15 protein-coding genes are annotated in these 16071 nt (G+C 42.8%); 13 read left to right on the top strand and 2 right to left on the bottom strand.

Annotation, left to right across the window (positions count from 1 at the left end):
- Positions 1–2: 2 nt before the first annotated feature.
- The 13 genes from WA407_RS17940 (at position 3) to WA407_RS18000 (ending at position 13738) form a co-directional block, all read left to right on the top strand.
- Positions 3–905: an ABC transporter ATP-binding protein gene (locus tag WA407_RS17940; protein ID WP_061831092.1), complete on the top strand. Its 903-nt coding sequence runs from the start codon at positions 3–5 to the stop codon at positions 903–905.
- Positions 898–2217, top strand: a complete 1320-nt coding sequence (locus tag WA407_RS17945) for an ABC transporter permease (protein WP_235307135.1) — start codon at positions 898–900, stop codon at positions 2215–2217. Before WA407_RS17940 ends, WA407_RS17945 begins: the two co-directional genes overlap by 8 nt.
- Positions 2218–2529: 312 nt before the next feature.
- The gene (locus WA407_RS17950) at positions 2530–3678 is read left to right on the top strand and encodes a pentapeptide repeat-containing protein (protein WP_336077937.1); all 1149 of its coding nucleotides are present in this window, start codon (positions 2530–2532) and stop codon (positions 3676–3678) included.
- Between the two features lie 6 nt (positions 3679–3684).
- Positions 3685–4242 (top strand): hypothetical protein, encoded by a 558-nt coding sequence (locus WA407_RS17955; protein ID WP_235307137.1) that lies wholly within the window; start codon positions 3685–3687, stop codon positions 4240–4242.
- Positions 4243–4262: 20 nt separating this feature from the next.
- A complete protein-coding gene (locus WA407_RS17960) occupies positions 4263–4922 on the top strand; it encodes a hypothetical protein (protein WP_235307138.1) in 660 nt (219 codons plus the stop codon).
- Positions 4919–6343: a phage baseplate assembly protein V gene (locus WA407_RS17965; RefSeq protein WP_336077938.1), complete on the top strand. Its 1425-nt coding sequence runs from the start codon at positions 4919–4921 to the stop codon at positions 6341–6343. Before WA407_RS17960 ends, WA407_RS17965 begins: the two co-directional genes overlap by 4 nt.
- A gap of 27 nt (positions 6344–6370) precedes the next feature.
- Positions 6371–6805, top strand: a complete 435-nt coding sequence (locus WA407_RS17970; RefSeq protein ID WP_039270432.1) for a DUF4280 domain-containing protein — start codon at positions 6371–6373, stop codon at positions 6803–6805.
- Positions 6806–6816: 11 nt separating this feature from the next.
- Entirely contained in the window at positions 6817–9936 is a 3120-nt protein-coding gene (locus WA407_RS17975) for a phage baseplate assembly protein V (protein WP_336077939.1), read from the top strand.
- Positions 9937–9955: 19 nt separating this feature from the next.
- Entirely contained in the window at positions 9956–10372 is a 417-nt protein-coding gene (locus tag WA407_RS17980; protein ID WP_322161578.1) for a hypothetical protein, read from the top strand.
- Positions 10373–10383: 11 nt separating this feature from the next.
- Positions 10384–10806, top strand: coding sequence for a hypothetical protein (locus WA407_RS17985; RefSeq protein ID WP_322161576.1), 423 nt, complete (start codon positions 10384–10386; stop codon positions 10804–10806).
- 668 nt (positions 10807–11474) lie between these two features.
- Positions 11475–11603, top strand: coding sequence for a hypothetical protein (locus WA407_RS17990; RefSeq protein WP_322161575.1), 129 nt, complete (start codon positions 11475–11477; stop codon positions 11601–11603).
- Between the two features lie 510 nt (positions 11604–12113).
- On the top strand, positions 12114–12950 hold the full coding sequence (locus tag WA407_RS17995) for a hypothetical protein (RefSeq protein ID WP_336077940.1): 837 nt from the start codon (positions 12114–12116) through the stop codon (positions 12948–12950).
- 362 nt (positions 12951–13312) lie between these two features.
- Positions 13313–13738 (top strand): MarR family winged helix-turn-helix transcriptional regulator, encoded by a 426-nt coding sequence (locus WA407_RS18000; protein ID WP_061831105.1) that lies wholly within the window; start codon positions 13313–13315, stop codon positions 13736–13738.
- A gap of 264 nt (positions 13739–14002) precedes the next feature.
- Here the strand turns inward: WA407_RS18000 and WA407_RS18005 are convergent, their stop codons facing one another.
- Together WA407_RS18005 and WA407_RS18010 are read right to left on the bottom strand one after the other, a co-directional pair.
- Complete coding sequence (locus tag WA407_RS18005; RefSeq protein WP_307352252.1) at positions 14003–14977, bottom strand: bile acid:sodium symporter family protein; 975 nt, start codon at positions 14975–14977, stop codon at positions 14003–14005.
- A 115-nt stretch (positions 14978–15092) separates the two neighbouring features.
- On the bottom strand, positions 15093–15974 hold the full coding sequence (locus WA407_RS18010; RefSeq protein ID WP_336077941.1) for an AraC family transcriptional regulator: 882 nt from the start codon (positions 15972–15974) through the stop codon (positions 15093–15095).
- Positions 15975–16071 lie beyond the last annotated feature (97 nt).

The following is a 16071-nucleotide window of genomic DNA, read 5'->3' on the forward strand; positions in this document are numbered from 1 at the left end:
TCATGAGCATGCTGAAATTGAAAGAGGTCGTAAAGCAATATGGGAACCACACGGCGGTGAACGGAATTTCGCTGAATGTGAACGGCGGGGAGATTTACGGATTACTGGGAGGCAATGGAGCAGGCAAAACGACAACGATGCGCATGGTGCTCGGCCTGATTTACCCTGATGGAGGAAGCATTCAATATGAGGGCAAGCCCTACAGCAAGGAGCTTCAGCGGACGATGGGCTATTTGCCTGAGGAGCGTGGACTATACCCCAAGGTGAAGGTGAGCGAGCAAATTAACTATTTGGGCAGGCTGCGCGGCATGTCGGCCAAGGAGGCGGACAAAAGCCTACGCTACTGGCTGGAACGCTTTGGAGTGCCGGAATACTACGACAAGCGGATTGAGGAGCTATCCAAGGGGAATCAGCAGAAAATGGGCTTTATTGCCGCTGTTGTGCATCGCCCAACGCTGCTTATTTTGGATGAGGCCTTCAGTGGGCTTGATCCAGTGAACGTTGAATTGCTTAAGGATACGGTGAAAGAGCTGCGGGACGATGGGGCTGCGATTTTATTCTCGACCCACCGCATGGAGCATGTGGAGGAACTGTGCCGCCATATTACGATCTTGCATCGCTCAAATACAGTTGTGCAGGGAAGTGTGCAGGAGATTAAGGGCCGTTACCCACGTGAAAAAGTTCGTCTCATTACTACAGGTGAAGTGAATGGACTGGAGCAGCTGCCGGGCGTGCGCCGTGCAGAGCCTATGGATCGCGGCTGGATGCTGCATATTGAGCAGCCGGATGCGGCGAAGCTGATTTTACAAACGGCGTTGGAGCAAACGGATGTAGAGCATTTTGAGATCAAGGAACCTACGCTGAACGAGATTTTCATAAGAGAGGTGGGGGATTCCCATGAATAGACTGGGTACGGTGATCGGTTTTACGTTTCGTCAGAAGGCGAGAACCAAATCTTTTATCATTACAACGCTGGTACTGGCCTTGCTCATTACGATCGGTATGAATCTGCCGTATTTGATTTCTTTGTTTAAAGGAGATGGGGCAGGAGGTTCGGGCACAACGGCAGCCGAGCATCATCGCTTGGGACTGATTGCCGGGAGCCGGATAGAAGTGGCGAATCAGCTGGAGCAATTCACCAAGGAGCAATCCAACCCGGCAGCCATCTGGGTGCGTTATGACAGCGTACAAACGCCGGCCATGCAGCAAGCCTTGAAAAACGGGGAGCTGCAAGGTTACGTGCAGTTCACGGAGCCTGCCGCCAAGGGAGATGCGTTTCCTAAAGTGGAGTACGTCTCTGTAGAAAAAGAGCCATCTCCTGCTGTAATTACATTGTTGCAGACGGGACTTCAGGAAGCTAAGGTCAAAGCCATTATGGGCGGCAATGCATTGACCAGCGATCAAATTCGTGAAATTAGCACACCTGTATTGGTGGATAGCAGGGAAGTAGACGGTCCGTCTGAGGCAGGGGGAGCCGTGGGGACAGAGAAAAAAGAGACCTCTATGATTAACTATGGTTTGGTCTATGTACTGATGATTTTATTCTTCACCTCCTCCATGATGACGGGGAATATGATTGCTGCAGAGGTGACATCGGAAAAAAGCTCACGTATCATGGAGATTCTCATCACAAGCGTCTCACCGTTGACCCAGATGTTCGGAAAAATTATCGGCATTTTCCTGGTCGGCCTGCTGCAAATTGCTGTCTTTGCAGCCGTTGTGTGCGCTAACCTTATGCTGCCGCATAATAATGTCATTCTTAGCTCAGCTGGGCTGGATCTGTCGCAACTGAATATCGCAGTGTTGGGCTATGGTCTGGTATTCTACATCCTCGGCTACTTTCTGTACGCAGTATTGTTCGCTGCGGTGGGTTCTATCGTTAGCCGTACCGAGGAGTTGGGACAGGCGATCATGCCGATTACCGTGCTGTCACTGGCAGCCTTTTATATCGGTATCTTCAATATCGCCGCACCGGATACGATTTTCGTAAAGGTGGCCGGGTATATCCCATTTTTCTCGCCGACTGTCATGCTGCTGCGGATTGGTCTGGAGCGGGCGAGTCTGCTGGAAATTTGGCTGTCACTTGGTATACTGGTCGCCTCCATTTTGTTGTTCGGTTGGCTGGCCGCCAAGATCTACCGTACGGGTGTCTTAATGTATGGCAAACGTCCTTCATTCAAAGAGTTAAGAAAAGCTATGAAGGCTTACAAGATTTAAATTTTTTAATTGCGGTGTGAGTGTGTGGAGTTATGAATAGTTATACATTGTTATACATTAAATAATATTTATTTTCTCCGAATGGGTGGGTTCGATTGTGAACCTACCCATTTTCCATTGAACACAGTTATGGTTCTTTCTGTAAACAAAATCACTAATTTGTCCGATACATACATAAGGATGATTTACTGTTAAATATACCCTTGAAAATTATGATTTCACATATCATTAAAATTAGACTTCGGTTTAAGATAACCAACTACTTGATACGTGCAGCCTATGTAAATGTGACGACTAGAAAGGAGATAGAGCGTGAATCGTGAAGAGGTTTTTCGACATTTTAAAAATGAGATCTATGAACCCCTAAAACATCGAATGTTATTCGCATTGGAAGTCTATTTCCAAAATCATAAGCATGCCTTGGCTAAGGCATTTTGCAATTCACTGGAGCAGATATTTGAGAAAGTCAAGTTGATGCAGCAAGAAGGTAATAAACAGGCCTTGGGATATATATCTTATTCCATGCTTCGTACCGAATTAGCAAACGGAAGGGCGACCTATTTAGTGGAGGCGATGGATAAAAGATGGTTTATGGATCTCCATACTTGTCGAGATACCTATAATGCAGATTGGGCATTTCACTACTTGCACGAGTGGGAGACGGAATTAAGTAAGCACGCTAAGAAATACGGTGGAAGAATCGGATTAGATGATATTCAGAGGATGAAATTGCATGCGGCAGTATATGTTCATCAATATATCATTGCCTTGGCGCGTTTTAGTATCAAAGGAGAATGGTTCGATGATATTCAGTTTGCTCATGAAATACAGTTGGAAGATGTATTCGAACTGAGAGTCGGAGAATATTTAGATCGAAGTGAAGTCATTTATAAACGAGATGTGCGTGTCAAAGATTCCATTGTGATTAAAGACTGGCTAGAGGAAAAAAAGCCCTACGACTACATACATGAAGTTTTCCGCAAGATCGACGGGTCTCAAGGAAATTATGAGGGAATACGTCTACAATATGCCGATTTGAATGAAAGTTCCTTTATAAATAGTGTTTTTACGAAAGGGAATTTGATTGGTTCCCGTTGGAATAAAGCATGTTTAATAGAAGCTGATTTTAGCGATTGTTTGATTCAAGAAGCTCGTTTTGAAAAAGCCAACTTAAGAGAAGCTTCTTTTCGAGATGCAGTAGCTGTACCTGGAATATACCAATCTGAACGATGGGAGAGACCTGGTTTTCAACCCGTAAGTTTTGCAGGAGCAGATCTTACAGGAGCCAAATTTCAGGGCGCTTACTTACAGAATGCAGATTTCACCGGGGCTATATTGCAGGGAGCCGACTTCATAGGTGCAGCTATAGAAAGGGCCTGTTTCAAAGGGGCGGTGCTGGATGGAACCCGATTTAGTTTAGGGATGCATCCAGTTGCCCGGGATCTAACTTCATTTGGATGAAACCATGTGGGACAGACGCAATGGAAGGGACGTGGCATAGTGGAGTATTTCCTTTGTCAACATGATGATCGGATGTTGTATTCTGCTGTTCCCGTATGGGACGAAGAAGCCAATGCAGAGATGGTAAATATTAATAATTGGACGGAATGGCCCTCTTCTTATGCTGCACAGTTTAAGGTCAAGGGTCACGATTACACGGTTTACCCTGATATTCTGATGGGTTCGAGGATGATGGTATCTGATTCTGTACATGAGTTGTTACAGGTCTATACGCCGAGCCTCTTCAGTCGTATGGCTTTGTTTCGGGATATGGAACGTTCTCAGCAAAAGTTGTACTGGATGATTCAGCCCCCTTTAGTGAACTGTGTAGGTGAGCTAAGTACATTTCATCCCGGAGGAACATTGATGAAGTTGGTAGTAGATCGAGAGCGCACCGAGGGAAGGCCCTTATTGCAAGTTCAAGGTTTGCGTGAAACCTGTACATTAGTAAATTTAGCATTAGCAGAAAGTCTGTTGCGGAGGGGAACGAGTGGTATCTCCTTTCAGGAAGTCGATATGCAGTAACGAAATGGGAGGAGATATTTGTGGAACATTTGGATAAGAAAATTGTTTCTTTGCTACATACGGTAAGATCAAAAAATGCTGAAAATAATCCATCCTTAACTGAGGATGAAGCTTTGAGTCACGCACACGAGAAAGAACCGTTTGGGCAGCCTTTACAAACATTCATGCAACTTGATGGAGAAAGTCTGATTTTTGCTCAGCGGTATTTAGTGGATGAACGTATCAGTATAACAATGCCAAAGAGCTTTCGGGATATGCCAATTGATGAGCAACTATTAAAATATCCTTCTCATCATCGCCCAGATTTTATTTTCACTAATGAGGCAGGCACGATTAACTTAACCTTCAAGCATACCGAAAGCCCGTTGCAAACAGAAGAGTTGGAGGACTTTACGGATGAGATGGCTCTGGTGGTAAAACAAACCCAGAAGTTGACCGAATGGTTTGGCCATGAAGTGTTGGAGGTAGGAGAGAAGCGAATAGGATACTGCGAATTCATGACGCCTGTATGGAATGCACGTATGTATAATTTATCTTTTTTTACAGTATTGGAAGGACGGGCGCTAATGTGCACGTTTAACTGTACGGAAGAAGAAATGGTGACTTGGAAGCCTGTTGCCCGCAGTATGCTGCTAACGTTGAAAATCGAGTCTGATCGAAAGGAAAATAAACCCTTATGACATTAACTAACATTACATATGATCGGCTGCAAATTACGCCATTTGAATTGGTGAGTATTCAGGAATTGCGTATGACCAAGCGGTTGAATGAGCACACCCGGCTCTCTTTTACAGCTATTTTACCTGAAGAATTACAGGACAGTTATGTTCAATTGATCGAAGCCGATTCTCCGGTTTGTGTATCCCAATTGGATGAGGCAGGAACACCAACACCGCTATTTAACGGAACGATACTTCATATGGAAGTCAAAGCTGTCCGAGATGTGTATTACCTGGAGGTCGAGGCTATATCACACACGTATAAACTGGATATTCGCAAGAAAGACAGGTCCTTTCAGGATAAAAATATGAAGGTAGAGGAATTGCTTCGGGCTGTAGGTGGGAATTATCCCGGTTTTGACATTATTGATTCGGCTACAGGGAGAGCAACTTTAGGTCGCATAGCGGTCCAATATCGTGAAACAGATTGGGAGTTCCTAAAGCGGATCGCTTCGCGTTATCATACTTCACTCACGCCTGCCTCGGTGTTTGATGTGCCGAAGTGTTATTTTGGTGTTGAGGAGACCCAGTCAGGACTTGATTTAACGAATTATCATTACACCGTCAGTAAACGAGTTGCGGATTATCGTTATTTTAACGGCAATGATACAGCACATGTAAACGAGCATGATTTTATTGATTATCTGGTTGAGGCGGAGCAAGTTTTGGAGTTAGGCAGCACCGTTACTTTTAAAGGTAAAAGCTTGTACGTGTACAAGGTAGATACTCACATGCAAAAGGGTGTGCTACAGCACGTGTATACCTTAACTTCTCACAAGGGGTTGAGGCACAAGGAAGTTTTTAACGAACAGCTTATTGGTCTGTCTTTACCAGGTAAAGTCATTCAGGTAGAGCGAGATCGTATCAAATTACATTTGAATATAGATGCCGTTCAAGACCCTACGAAAGCCCACTGGTTCACGTATGTTTCTCCTTATACTGCGGAAGGACATAGCGGATGGTACGTGATGCCTGAGTTGGGAGATACCGTACTACTCTATTTCCCTGCCCATCGGGAAGAAGAAGGCATGGCAAGTACATCTTTGCGCCAAAAGAATCAGAGTGTAGAGCAGCATGCGCTTGCTAATCCCGACATCAAATTATTTCGTACGGCCCACGGTAAGGAAATCAAATTAACTCCCGATGAAATTGTAATCACCAGTAAGGAGGGAGCTGTGTATATACAGTTAAATGAAAAAGATGGTATTCATATTGTAAGCGACAAACAGATTCATTTCTCAGCAGGAGGAAATATCTCCATTCATTCCGGCAGTAAAGTGAAAATCACGGCAGGGGATGAAATTCAAATGACGAGCAAAGGCAGCACCGTATCGCTGGGCGGAATGACAAATGTTCTGGGCAGTGAAGTGAAGACGAACTAAGAAAGGAATGAAAGGGGGAATAGAAGAATGGCAAATAAGTCTCATTCCGATAAGGAACCTATTCAAGCTGGACGGGGAAGTAAACAAGGATATGTTGTTGCTGGGGCGATCTTAAGCTGTAGCTTTGGTACGCAACCGACACGTCTCAAACGTCCGTTCAGTCACGGAGTATATGTAAAAGAGAAAGCGCAAATGAACGTTGGAGATTACTTGCCAGGAACCAATATCAGCAATTTCGGTCGTTGCTCCTGTCCAGCTAATCCAGCGGTCAAAAGCAGTGACATGGTGGATATCTACGGGGTGAAAAAAGCGAACTGTGTTCCGGTCATCACCGGACCCTGGATCGGCGGCAAAAGTGATGTGCTTGTGGAAGGAGAACCAGCCTTGCTGGATCAATGCTCGAATGCGTGCCTATACGGGGGAATGATTCGGATTACAGACGATGGCCAGACGCTGGAGTAAGGAGGTACAAGTTGAATCACACACAAACGATGTTAACGTATACGGAGTTGGAATGTACAGGTCCATATCCTCTTCAAACGATAAGCGAACTGCGTATTGAACGAAAATTAAATGACCATGCCCGGTTAAAGATCAGTGGATGGTTAGATGAAGAGCAGAGAGATCATTACATAGAACAGGATCAGGATAACGAACCGGTCATTATCCGTACCAAAACAGAGAATGGTCAGCCTGAACGCATTTTGTTCCATGGTTTACTGGTCCATGCAGAAACACGGATGGTGCGTGGCATCTATTATGTGGAGCTTGAGGCGGTATCTCATACGATTCAGTTGGATATCACACCTGTAACGCGTTCTTATCAGGATACCTTAATGCCCTACGGAAATTTGATCAAGCAAATCGTTCAAAATTACAATCAGGCCGATGTTATTGATAACATAACAGATAGTACTATCTTGCATGAATTTACTTTACAATATCGAGAGACGGATTGGGCCTTTCTCAAACGGATGGCTTCCCGGTTTGGAACGGTGTTGATCCCTGAGATCTCATTGAATGGACCTAAATTCTGGTTTGGTATGCCTGAGGGGCAGTACGTTGAGATGAAGCATCCGGTTTACCGTACTCGACGTAGTTTTGATCCGAAAAGGACAGCGGAATTCAGCTATATGATGGAGAGTGAAACGCTTGCCCGGCCCGGAGACCTCACGAATTGGAATGGTGAGCAATGGATGGTGGCAGAAGTCACTTCTGAATTGCGGAAAGGGTTGCTATTACACGAATATGAACTGGTTCACGAACAGGGAATTCAGCAAACAGAGATTTTGTGCCCCCACCTCACAGGAGCTTCACTCGAAGGACGTGTAATTGAAGCTGAATCAGGCCGAATCCGAGTCCATCTTACAGTGGATGAAAAACAAGATCGGGATAAGGCGTGGTGGTTTCCATATGCCAGTAGTTATACCGCCGAAGGACATAGCGGGTGGTACGTCATGCCGGAACGAGGAGATACAGTATCTGTCCGCTTCCCTACAGAGCAGGAGGCGGATGGATATGCGGCAAGTTCCATACGACAAGGGCGAAGCTCGTCACCCAAGCTCACTGATCCAGCTACCAAGTATTGGGGGACTCCTTATGGCAAGGACATCAAGCTGAGTACCAGTGAATTGAAGGTGACGGCTAAATCGGAACAGGTTCACATTTCAATGAATGGTTCGGGTATTCAGGTCGTCAGTGAACATGAATTGTCATTGTCGGCAGGTAAAACGCTCTCCTTGCATGCAGACGGGGAGCTGAATATTCAAGCTGCCGAGGCTATTTATTTCAAAGCGGGCAGCAGTAGCTTGGTGTTGGATGGAGAAACGGATATACGGTCCGCTAAAGTACAGTTGGAAGGCACGGTTAAAAGGCCGGTTTTTGTAGCTGATTTAGCACCGATTTGGGAACCCCCACTAATGTCTGTGAAAGCTTATGCGGAGGCGCAAGCGGCGAAAAGTGCAGCAAACAGCAGTACAGGGGGAAGCTCCAATTCAAGCGTTACATCGAAAGATGGGGGAGCCGTTAAGGCAGCCGTAAACACTCCAAATTCACCGAAGGCTAGTCTACTCGATGGCGTATTGGGACTAGCCCAGAAAGTATGTGATGTGGCTGCGTCTATTCCTGTATTGGGTGCCATACCGAAAGCAGCAAGTCAAAAAATAGCTTCGATTCGTTCCGAAGTGGCTTCCTCTGGACCGTCATCCATAGTTAAATATGCGGCAGCCGGATTGTCCATGATTGCCAGCGTACCTTCCCATGGTTGGGGAGTGGTGTTGGGGAAGACGGCCAAGGTTGCTGCTCAAACCTTACATGCACACGCGGAGGAACAGAGGGCTCGTGAACGGCATGCGACAATGGATTTTCTTGGTAAGGTATGGACGAGTGCCAGAGGGTATGGAGAAGTACAATCCATACATGACTTCATCAACTATGTAAAGGGAGTCAATCAGGCTTCCGTCCAAGCCTATAGCGATATTCCTTCTGATATACGGGAACGCTGGTATCAACGAAATGTGGATCAACAGTTTGAAAAGGCGCTGGATGCTTATTATAATAATCAGGATCTCTCCACAGATATAGTCGCATTGATGGAGCATCAGCGGCAGACAGACAATCATTTTCGGTATAGTGACAGAGCTTTGATGAGTTCCAAGTATCGGGATGATATGAAAGGGTACACGACAGAACAGAAGAAATATCTAATTGATTTTCTGAATTCAATTGACGAATATAGGAAAGAGTATGGGCCGTATAGGGAAAGCCCTTTTATGAAAGACCTGGATGAGACTGAGCGGATTGTGTTTAATGAAATCAAAAACTTTGCCTATGAGAGTGTAGAGGACATGGCAGAGAGGCTCCGGAATTTCCCTAATATAGATATTCACCAAATGATGATCGATAACATCGAAGGAAAACAAGACGTAGCAGATAAAATTGTTAAAGTCATAACGGATCCAGATGCTGCTTATGAAAAAACGATAAACAGCTCCAAACAAGAAAATGCCCGTCTGTTAGTAGAAGCAGCATTTTTATTTGCCGTTGGAAGGAAAGGAAAGAATCATTCTAAAGATGACGGTGCTTCACCAGGAGGATCACCGCATAAACAGGAGGGCCATTCTTCTAAGGGGACGGGTAATGTTCCTGAGGGTTATTATCAAGATACAAGCGGAAGATGGCACCGCCCTGACGGGGGGTATGCAAGTAACAAAGAAGTAGGTTTACCTGAACCAAGTGGCCTCACAAAACGTTTAGAGTATATGGGGGATACACCTGGAAAAAATTCTAGAACAGGTAAAGAAGTAATAGATCGAATGAAGAAAGAAGTTCCACCAAAAATTCGAACAACACGTGATGGAGATATGGAATTTATGGCAAGTGACGGAAAATGGTATCCTCTAGATCAAGCAGATATGGCTCATCTAACTGACGCTGTCTCATGGTGGAACAGTAAGGGGAGATATTATGGTGCAAAGTCCCCAGAAGTTAGGGAATGGATGCTTGACTCCGATAATTATGTGTTAGATCATTATAGTTTGAACCGATCCGCAGGTGCGAAGTTAAATGAAACCTATTTGCCACCAGATAAATAATCATTTGGAGGAACTGATATTGGAACTAGATGATCAAGTATATGAGCAAATTTTACAACTGTGTAAAGAGGGAAATGCTTTAACTGAAAAAGGACAAATTATTAAGGCTATTGAGAGCTATACAGCCGCTCTGGAATTGGTTCCGTTACCGAAGAACAACTGGGAAACAAGTACATGGATTTATACAGCGTTAGGCGACACTTATTTTCATAACAATAGTTATGAAATGGCAAGAAATAATTTTTATAATGCTTTAAACTGTCCAGATGGGATTTCAAATCCATTTATTTTACTGAGACTTGGAGAGAGTTTGTTCGAGTGTGGGGAGCTTGATAAAGCTAAGGACTACCTATTAAGAACTTACATGTTAGAAGGATATAAAATTTTTTTTAGTGAAGATGATAAGTATTTTGAATTGATTAAAGATATGATTTGAGGAGGATAAATATGGCTACTTTGCAATCACCTATCAAAGAAAAGTTTGAAAGTCTTGTGAATAAAAGTGATGAACAATTTAATAATGGTAATCATGAAGATTCTATTTTGTTGTTAGAAGAGGCTTGGAATTTAATACCCGACCCAAAGGGTATATATTGTGAAGAAAGCTATCATCTGGTAAAGGATGTCGTTGCTACTTGTTTAATTATAAATGATCTTAAGAAAGCAAAGGTGTGGGCAGATAAAATATTTTTAACTGGATTTGATCGCATAGATTCGGGTGATAAGGAATTTATCTCTGGAAAAGTTGCTTTCGAACTAGGTGATTTAGAAACAGCGAAAGAATTTTTCATCATCGCCAATAGGAAATCAGAAGGTAGATGTTTTGGAAGTCCAAAGAATACTAAATATCTCAAATTTTTTAAAAGTTAAAGATTTAATTGCTTTGTGTAAATTCATGAAAAACACTATTAACAACTCCACAACACGGGCTATTCGCCCGTGTTGTGGTTTCTTTATATCCGCCGCTATATGCTGAACAATACAAACATACAGGCGGCGGCTTCTCAAAAAGACCCCACCCACTGCCAAGTAAGTCATCTATTCATTCAAGAACACATAAAACATATAACCAATGTAATACTTGTATAAAGATTTCTCCATTATGTTTGTACGCACATCAAAATGCTTTAATTTTATAACCTAAATAACGCTATTCCGTTTACATTGAACAAGTTGATTATGGTCAGATAATACCATAATTCACCTGTCTTTTTGTTACCTTCGTTTTCTCGCGGTTTTACCAAAATTCATCGCAACCGTACAATACGCCGCCCCGATATGGAAGATGAGAAGGTAACAACGCGCATCATTTAGGATAAATCGTGCGACAATGAAAGTAGAGGCGGCTAAAACGAATACATTTTTGATTTTGTCAGCAACAGAACGGTACAATTATCGCAATTGTTACTCCGAAGAAGGAAATCTGGTGACGACCAGTTTACATAAAGAGTAGGTCATGTGGTAAGGCTAGCCGCTAACTCCCACCTTTCTATAAACGAGCGGAAAATCCATCAAAAGTTTTGCCTGTGGGGGAACGCATGAATGACGTACAAATTTCAATAGACAAATTTGCTATTGAATATCGTGGAGTGGCAGTGAACTTCTACAATCAACTAGCCCTGTCCTTTCGGGATTGGTTTGATATTAAGCTCGTTATTCGCCATTAAGAGTATGTTTACCACTGGAATTAGGTATGGACGAGGCTCACCTGTACTTGTGTTATCGACCGTGGTGGCAAAAGAAATCAAGAAGGTACACACTTCAAATCGAAAACAATCCTGATTGTTTGGTGAAGTTATGCACTTTGCTTGATGTACTATACGGGCATTCTTAAGAGGTTTATTTCAATCGATAACAGTTGGCATATGATTTTCCGCAAGCTCGGGGTGACGAAAGTGCTAGAGCGCGTTTAGAGGCATTAAACGATCATGTTCTTGATAATAGGCGCAATGGGCAGAATTACAAAGGGTGGAATTATGTATATATACAAGATGAATATGGAAACAAAGGTGTAATGCGAATTATTTATAGGCAAACTCCCAAAGGAATTGAGTGGCATGTAGTACAATGGCGCAGGGTTTTATATGGTTAAATTTTTTTTATTTCCATTAACTTGATATAAAGTCGTGTAAAAAGTTAAATTAAGTAACACTAACAATAGAAGGGGAGAAAGTCTGGTGGACGAGAAAGTTAAATATATTAATGAGCTGTTCAAATATCTAACACAAAATAATGATACAAAAGAATATCAAACGTTTTTTGCTCTATTAGAAAATATAAAATATAATCCTAGCTTGCTAGAGTATTATGGAAAAGAATTTGTTGAACATATGATAGGCCTTCTCCCACATATAGAAGATAAGTATGATCAAGCTTTACTAATAGAAACGATCATTGAATGTTTAGACATTTACACATTTAGTGAAAACTACCTCAATGAAATTTTTGATAAATATATATTATGTATAGCTGAAAAAGCTGTTAATGCGAAAGGGATGTCAGCTTGTTTAATAGGATTTATTCAAGCGGGGATTAGTGAAAAAGAAATAATTAAGAAGTTGGAGGAGAATTTAGAGAAAGAACACTTAATAAATGTTTTCTCAAGAATGTACGTCAATTATCTTGCTAATTCTGTAGAAGCCAAATCTTACTTAATGAAGGAGGTACAAGAGGCCTATTATATAAGCCAGCGTTCTGAAATCGTCGCTCAATTTTTATTATTAGTGCATCCACACGTTCGGAAATATGCGGGAATAAGTCAGATCACTTTCTTATATGATTCATACAGAGGTGTGTATGAAGATTGCTGGCCAAGAGGGTTACTTCCTAATATGAAAGACACGCTTATTAAGTCAAAGGTGTTGTCATCAAAGGAAGTAAGTATTTTAGAAGAGTTGGATAGGTTAATCAACATGCAAGGAGAAGAATTAGATTCGATGGAAGTCAGAAAATTGTATGAAGATTTTTTCGAAGGTAAAGATCCACTTGAAGTAATCTTTACTTTGCCAATGTAGAAAATTATGTAAAATAATTTCACCTAACCACTTGATGATATGTTCCTAGGGTTAAGCGGACTTAGGATACCTTATTTAGAAGATGCTGGTTTTGTAGTACATACCAATTTCGAGTGAACCCAACCATACGACCAATAACACATATAAACCATGTAATATCCGTGGACGATAGTTAAGGTGGACTACTGTCAATAAGTGGACGCTCTGAAACGAGAATCATTATGCTGCATTTGCATACTGGTTCGGTGGTGACGGATTGTAATATTTAAAATATTGTATGGATTTTGACCATTCCATTTAAGCTTGATACAATAGGTTAAACTAAGTGGAGATACTTCAATATAGAATGGTGTGGTCTAAACTTGCAACATGAAAACGAACTTTTGGATGTATGGTTGTCTTTGTCTCACATCCATTCCACTTTAAATGATAAGTTAGAACAAGCTCTACTACAAAATTATGATTTATCCTTGAAGGAGTTTTATGTTTTGGGTTTTATATCCCATTCCGAGGAAAAAAAATTGCGACTGCAGCAACTTCAAGAATTGGTGGGATTAAGTCAAAGTGCGACATCGAGACTCGTAGTGAGAATGGAAGCCAAAAACTGCGGGGCTTTACAAAGACATACATGCGAGGATGATCGGCGAGGTGTGTATACTCGGATTACGGAATTTGGTGAAAATAAATTCCAGCGTGCACTTCAAACCTTTAATCAGGTTCTTCAATCAGAACTTCAGAAAGATGGAGTGAAGTCACAATTTCAAAATCTTACGCAAAAGCTGTTTTAGACTTTGCGACCTGTGTATATCCTTCTTAGTTTCCTTAGGGTAATATGTGGCTTAAACGTTGTGCCACGAAAGGCTCTTTACAGGGACTTAGTTTATTACCCTACACGATTCAATAGAAATGTTATAATTGGAAAGTAACCATTTAAATGATTGCGCATGCATATTTAAGTTAGGCTTCCAACCATGTACGCATAGAAACGCCCTTCCGAAACTCCTCCTCATAAGGAGGAGTTTTATCATCTGGAACCGCCGCTACTCCTTTAATTAAGAAACAGAGGCCGTATTGCGCTTTTCCTTGGCATTGCCGCGGTCGCGACGACTCAGCAGAAATCCGACCAGAGATGCCGTGGATTGCTGGAAAATCATCCCGAGCACAACAGGCAGTGCTACCGGGGCCGGGAAATAGGTGATGGCAAGCACGGCTCCTGCGCTAATATTGCGCATGCCGCCGTTAAAGACAAGCGCCGTACGGTCTGCATTATTCCACCGCATCAGTCCTGATATCAGATAGCCGATTGCATATCCAGTGGAAGCAAGGACGACTATGGATAGGCATACTCCGACAAGCTTGAGATTGAAATCGACCAGATAAGGCGCGATGACAGATCCGTTAATCATTACGACAAGAGCCATAGCCAGCTTGGAGAACGGGCCCAGCCGAGGTCCCCATACCTGCTTGATCTTCCCTTTAGTCCATTCGTTCAACACCATGCCGATTAGCGAAGGAACGACAATCATCCAGAATAGGCTCTGCATCATCGCCCAGGTATCGAGCTGCACATCCGCTCCGATCAGCAGGGACATGATGCCCGGAACGGCAAATGGGGCCAAAATCGTATCAATTAAAATGATCGCCAATGTCAGCGCCGTATTGCCTTTATAGATGTTGACCCACACGAAGCTGGAAATGCCCGTAGGGATAGCCGCACCAAGAATAAGTCCAGTGATCGTATAAGGATCATCATTGAAGGCCAGATGCCCCAGCATCATGGCAAGAAGCGGCATGGCCAGATGAAGAATAAACAGACAGGCGATCAGCGGACCAGGATGCTTTATCACATGGACAAAATCCTTAAACCCCATACTGATGCTGCCCGCGAAGGTCATGAATGCAAACAGCCAGGGAGAGAGTTCAGTATATTCTGACAACGGCGTACCGATTAGGACGCCAATTAGAATGCTGATTGGTGTAATTAGCGGCATAGCTGCATTTAGTCTACGATTCAACGTGAGGAGCATACAAAACTTCCTTTTTTAACCTTAAGTATAGACCTTGCACCCCCGATTCGTAAATGATCTGTGACCTTGCGGCAGCCCGATAGAAGCAAATTTGAACGCTCCTGATGAACATAGATCAACCCTTCAAATTACTTCGGTATTCCAAAGGAGAGCAGCCCATTATTTTTTTGAATAGCCTGGAAAAGTAGTAAGGGTCCCTAAAACCGAGTTGTATGCTAATTTCTTTAATAGAAGCATTCGTTAAATCCAAAAGCTGACTGGCCCTCTGTATCTTCATTCTTAAATAGTAATCGACAGGAGAGTAGCCGGTGGATTGCTTGAATATCAAGTTCAGATGCTGCTTGGATACCTGAACATGCCGACTAAGCTCCTCAAGCGAAACGGTGGATTCCAATTGTTCACTCATATAGCGTGTTGCTTTATCCACATGACTCTGGTACGTACTGTCTTCCTTGCGAAATGCAACGGATACAACAAAACTCAGCAGATAACGGACAGTTTGCGATACTTGGACTAAATGTATAATGGAGTATGACTTGTTCAGTAAAAGGTCGTAACACTGATGAAATAGCTCCAGTAGTTTGACTTCATCACTGGCGGCCATCGAAACATACGTTTTAAAAGGCTCAAATAATGCCATAAAGTCATCAACTTGGTCCCCTTTAAGATGAAACCAGTAAATCGTCCAAGGATCTCCATCGTCAGCCCCATAAGCATGCGGCATGTCCCTAGGAATGTACGCAAAGCTTCGCTCCGCCATGTCAATGGTTAGGCCATCCTTTGTTCGTATCCAACCTTTTCCACTGGCACAGTAGATGAATATATGAGAGTCACATCCGTGCATTCTTTCACGAAAATGATGGCGGGCATGGCTGAAGCAGCCTATGTCCGTAATATATAGATTTTTTGTAAGCGGATTCAAATTTAATTTATCCAGCATATAGGGTGGAAGGACATATAACTTTTCACCCTCAAATCCATCAGCTTTCTTATTCATAATCTATCCATCTCCCAGCCGTAAGCGGCTCTAATGATGAAATACGTATATAATCCATCATAAACAGTGGATTGTCAATTGTCTGTAATGTCGCTTA

This window comes from Paenibacillus sp. 203 (genome assembly GCF_037027525.1).
In the GTDB taxonomy this organism is placed as follows: Bacteria; Bacillota; Bacilli; order Paenibacillales; family Paenibacillaceae; genus Paenibacillus; species Paenibacillus polymyxa_B.

Bases quoted from the DNA above. Each gene is read 5' to 3' on its own strand.
- WA407_RS17940 (WP_061831092.1), top strand. From the start codon at position 3: ATGAGCATGCTGAAATTGAAAGAGGTCGTAAAGCAATATGGGAACCAC.
- WA407_RS17945 (WP_235307135.1), top strand. From the start codon at position 898: ATGAATAGACTGGGTACGGTGATCGGTTTTACGTTTCGTCAGAAGGCG.
- WA407_RS17965 (WP_336077938.1), top strand. From the start codon at position 4,919: ATGACATTAACTAACATTACATATGATCGGCTGCAAATTACGCCATTT.
- WA407_RS17970 (WP_039270432.1), top strand. From the start codon at position 6,371: ATGGCAAATAAGTCTCATTCCGATAAGGAACCTATTCAAGCTGGACGG.
- WA407_RS17985 (WP_322161576.1), top strand. From the start codon at position 10,384: ATGGCTACTTTGCAATCACCTATCAAAGAAAAGTTTGAAAGTCTTGTG.
- WA407_RS17990 (WP_322161575.1), top strand. From the start codon at position 11,475: ATGAATGACGTACAAATTTCAATAGACAAATTTGCTATTGAATATCGT.
- WA407_RS18005 (WP_307352252.1), bottom strand. From the start codon at position 14,977: ATGCTCCTCACGTTGAATCGTAGACTAAATGCAGCTATGCCGCTAATT.
- WA407_RS18010 (WP_336077941.1), bottom strand. From the start codon at position 15,974: ATGAATAAGAAAGCTGATGGATTTGAGGGTGAAAAGTTATATGTCCTT.